Source organism: Campylobacter concisus (assembly GCF_002912425.1).
GTDB classification, from domain to species: Bacteria; Campylobacterota; Campylobacteria; order Campylobacterales; family Campylobacteraceae; genus Campylobacter_A; species Campylobacter_A concisus_AH.
On sequence record NZ_POYR01000062.1, the window covers coordinates 1 to 4,167 of the forward strand.

Here is a 4,167-nt window from a genome sequence, read left to right on the forward strand (position 1 = left end):
TAGCAGTAGTAAGCAAAGGAAAAACAATGAATAAAGGAAATCTAATGAGTAATAGTAATACATATACGGTTATAGCTCCGAATGGAGAAGAGGTTTGGTTTGATAAAAATACAAATTTAATTGTGTCTAAAACTAAAGATGACAATACAACAAAGTATTTTAAAGAAAAATCCCAAATGCTCCTACAAGCCCGTGCAATCCTAGACTCATCCCCATATAAAAACTATAAACCACTATACTATAACCCTAAACCAAACTCTCTAGGTCAAACAGACTATCTATCATTTAAACCATGGCTAGACATTAGCTATAAAGTAAGCTCAAACAAACTATCTCCTTGGACTAAATCAGAAAAAGCTTATTATGAAAGCTTAAAAGATAAGAGAGATAGATATATCTATCTAGTAAAAAGAAGTAATCTAAAATGCACTATGATAGATATACCAGAAGATGCCATAGGTAGAGTAGATAGTAATGGCAAACTAACAAAGCCAGAATATGCTGAAATTTATGATGAAGTAAGCTCTAATAGAAAAACTCTAAAATCAGAACTATTTGCAGCAGAGTGGAATATATGCGCAGGAGTATTAGGAAATACAGCTGGGTTTTCAAGGGGAGTTGGATTGGGTTATGCAGGATTTAAAGCAAGAGCATATCAATCAATGTTTCTATCAGCTCAGCTTGGTAAAAAAGAAGCTTTAGGAGGACTAGCAGATTTATTTGAATACTCTACCTATTTAGTAGGTCTAAACAAAAATTTACAAATGGCTGAAGCATTTAGGAAACTAGCTAAAAATCCTCCACTAGATGAATATGGCATGATGCCTTATCTTGATGAGATAGTAGGGAGCTATTTCGTGATGGATTTTAATAGAAATGGGATAGTGATTAACCCTACAGGTTCAATGCATAGAGTTTTAAGAGAGCTTGTAGAAGATAAAGGAAAACTACTAGACCCTAGAGACCTTGACGCAAACGAGACTACAAGGGAGGAATTTATCTCTTATGTTAAAAAAGAACTACCAGAATATGCGGAGATTTTTTCTGAAAAAGGCTATCCTGCTAATTACGAAGATAGAGATATAGATCTCTACATCGACTCCACCCTCCTAGAAGCTAAAATAATGTCCCTAACCCCACCAGAGGGATATCCAAATGCACCATACTACAACACACCAGAAGAGCTAACAAGACTATATGAGGCTGGTAAATTAGACAAAAAACTAAACCCTTTAACACCAGTAATGTATAGAGATAGCTTCCCTGAAGATCTTAGGCAAAAGATATTAAGCTATGCCAAAGAACATAATATAAAGGATTGATTAACGCTCATTAAAGTTTTATTTAAGAACATTGATTTTAAAATAAGTTTTTTCTAAAATAATTTTAGATAGAATTACATAAAAATAATATTATTAACGTGAGGTAAAGGAAACCATGAAGAAAACGTTTAAATTTCTTTGTTCTTTAATTTTTATGCTATTTATCGCAGGATGTGCAAAAGATCTTATCATAAGCAACACCCCAAATTCAAACTTAAACTACCACGGTGACAACGTACCAGTGACTATCATCGCTTACAAGCTGAAAGATGTGGCAAAATTTCAGCAAGCTAGCATAGTTGATCTAGCTGAGAAAAATGGTGACATACTTGGTCAAGACAAGATAGACTCGATAAAAACGCAAATTCAGCCAAATACAAACAGATACGCTTTTACAAATGTCGATCCAGACGAAGTACCATACGTGGGCATTTTGGTGCTTTATGCTGATCAAAGCAAGACAAATATCAAAGCTTACAAATCAACAAAAGAAGCAAAAGAGAAAAATATAGTTTTTGAGATAACTAAAAATGGCGTAAATACCATAGACGCTAGCGGCTCTAAGATCCAAGCAAGCAAATAAAATGTCTGATAAATTAAAAGTTGTCTGGTACAACGGGATGAACGTTGATAAGGTTCATTTCGAGCAGCAAGAGAGGTATTTTGAGAGAAATTTAAACCTAAAAACCGTCTCGTCTTTTTCAAATTTATATGGAGTTTTGGAGCTTGAAATTTCAAGCGAGCTTTTGCTTCAAGGCAAGATAGGGCTAAATAAAATTTCTTGCATCTCACAAGATGGTACGATATTTAACGCCCCAGATCAAGACGACCTACCAGAGCCACTTGAGATAAGCCCTAGCGAGCTAAATTCTGCTGTCATAGTGCTAAAGCTACCAGTTAGCTCAGGGCTTGTTGATGTTAGCTTGCAAAACAACCTTCCAAATCTAAAATTTACGGCTAAACAAGCGCTCATTAGCTCAAGAGTGCATGATGAAGCTAGTAATGATATCTTGAACGAGCTAGATGACAAAGACGACTTTGAGCTTTCGTCTGCTTTTACGCAGGATAAAGAAAATTTGATCCTGGCAAGCCAAAGATCGGCTCTAGGAGTGCTTGGCTCAAAGACGCCTTATGAGCTTAGTGTGCCTATTTGCAGGATAAAAAACATTGACCTAAACAAGCAAATAACGCTTGATGAGAAATTTATCCCAACCTGCATCGATATCAGTAAAAATTCTTTCATCACTAGCTTTATAGATGAGTTTAGCTTTGCTACAAAGCAGCACCAAGAGAGCTATACTGGGCTTTTAGGTGGCATAGATCAGGCGAAAAATAGGCTTGATATTTCAACATATTTGACGCTAAATATGTTGAAAAAATGGCACTTGATATTCTCATATCTTTTCAAAAGAGACAAAATTCATCCAGAGTATCTATATGAAAAGCTAGTTGATTTTCAAGCTGATCTGCTAGCCCTAAGTCACGATGATAGTTTTAGCGAATTTATAGCTTATGACCACAACAACTTAAGTCAAACTTTCGTACCGTTAATAAACAATCTTAGGCTTTTGTTCTCGCATATCTTGTCGCCAAAATACGTCATGGCACAGATCGTCAAAAACAATCACGGCTTTTTTGACTGCGTCTTTGATAACCCAAGCATAATAGAAAACTCAGAAATTTACTTTGCTATCCATAGCGATACAAAAAATGAGTACCTGCTTAAAAATTTCAAAGAACAGTGCAAAATCCACACCCAATCAAACATCAAAAGTATCGTCTCATCACAGCTTCGCGGCATAAATGTAGAGCAAATTTCAGCAATACCTAGTACATTGCCAAAGCTAAATGACTATATCTACTACAAGATCGATAAAAAAGATGAAATTTTCAAAAGCTTCGCAAATCAAAGCGTTATTAGCGTCTATATAACAGCAAATTTATCAAACGCTGACATTAAAATGTGGGCTTTATTATAAGGATAAAAAATGAGTGAAAATCAAAATGACATTTCAGTTTTAAGCCAGACAAAGCTTCTAGGACTTGGCGCAAATCCTGCCCTAGATCACGTGCTACCACTGCTTCTTTTGGCAAACAGAGTATCAAAACTACAAAATTTTTCACAAAGTGAGATGCAAAATTTACGTGAAAAGCTGATAAATGATATATTAAGCACCACTTCAAAGATCTCAAATTTAGGCATTTATGAAGAGGATGACATCATTAGGCTTAGATATTGCCTTTGCGTTTTTATCGATGAAAGCTTGCTTAAAAATGAAATTTTTATGAACAGTTTTTGGGCGAACAACACCTTAACTACAAGATTTTTCAACGAAAATTTAGGTGGCAACAAATTCTTTGGCATCATGGATAAATGGTTTGAAAACGTTGGTAAAAACAAGGACTTTTTAGAGTTTATCTACGCTTGTTTGGTGCTTGGATACAAGGGCAAATACGAAGCGCAAGAAGATTGCAACGAGAAAATTTCATACCTTTGTGAAAATATAGCCTCAGCCGTTTCGCCACTTATCAAAGCTGATGAAAATGTATTTGAAAAGAGCTATTTAAAAACTAAAAAGAGAAGCTTTTTTGAGATATTTTCACTAAGGCATTTGAAATTTTATTTTATCCTTATAGCGCTTGTAGCGATTGCAGCTGCGTTTTTATATAGCACTTACTCGATGGATCAAAACAACGTTAAAAACGACAGCGTTTTAAACAATATAATAGAAAATTTTACGGACAAAACGTAAGTGCAAGATACGTTTTTCAACAAATTTCGCGAAAACTTGTCAGAAAACGAACTCTACAGCAGCTTTACATACGCAATGTCAAAATACAATAC

4 protein-coding genes are annotated in these 4,167 nt (G+C 35.0%); all 4 read left to right on the top strand.

Annotated elements, in window-relative coordinates; all coding sequences use genetic code 11:
* Positions 1–26: 26 nt before the first annotated feature.
* The 4 genes from CYP84_RS03890 to icmH all read left to right on the top strand — a co-directional run bounded on the left by CYP84_RS03890 (position 27) and on the right by icmH (position 4,075).
* A complete protein-coding gene (locus tag CYP84_RS03890; protein ID WP_430393507.1) occupies positions 27–1,322 on the top strand; it encodes a thioredoxin reductase in 1,296 nt (431 codons plus the stop codon).
* 115 nt (positions 1,323–1,437) lie between these two features.
* The gene (tssJ, locus tag CYP84_RS03895) at positions 1,438–1,905 is read left to right on the top strand and encodes a type VI secretion system lipoprotein TssJ (protein WP_103636743.1); all 468 of its coding nucleotides are present in this window, start codon (positions 1,438–1,440) and stop codon (positions 1,903–1,905) included.
* A 1-nt stretch (position 1,906) separates the two neighbouring features.
* Entirely contained in the window at positions 1,907–3,301 is a 1,395-nt protein-coding gene (gene tssK / locus CYP84_RS03900; RefSeq protein ID WP_103598938.1) for a type VI secretion system baseplate subunit TssK, read from the top strand.
* 9 nt (positions 3,302–3,310) lie between these two features.
* Entirely contained in the window at positions 3,311–4,075 is a 765-nt protein-coding gene (gene icmH / locus CYP84_RS03905; RefSeq protein WP_103636744.1) for a type IVB secretion system protein IcmH/DotU, read from the top strand.
* Positions 4,076–4,167 lie beyond the last annotated feature (92 nt).

Excerpts from the sequence above, each read along its gene's own strand:
- tssK (WP_103598938.1), top strand. The coding sequence starts at position 1,907 with ATGTCTGATAAATTAAAAGTTGTCTGGTACAACGGGATGAACGTTGAT.
- tssJ (WP_103636743.1), top strand. The coding sequence starts at position 1,438 with ATGAAGAAAACGTTTAAATTTCTTTGTTCTTTAATTTTTATGCTATTT.
- icmH (WP_103636744.1), top strand. The coding sequence starts at position 3,311 with ATGAGTGAAAATCAAAATGACATTTCAGTTTTAAGCCAGACAAAGCTT.
- CYP84_RS03890 (WP_430393507.1), top strand. The coding sequence starts at position 27 with ATGAATAAAGGAAATCTAATGAGTAATAGTAATACATATACGGTTATA.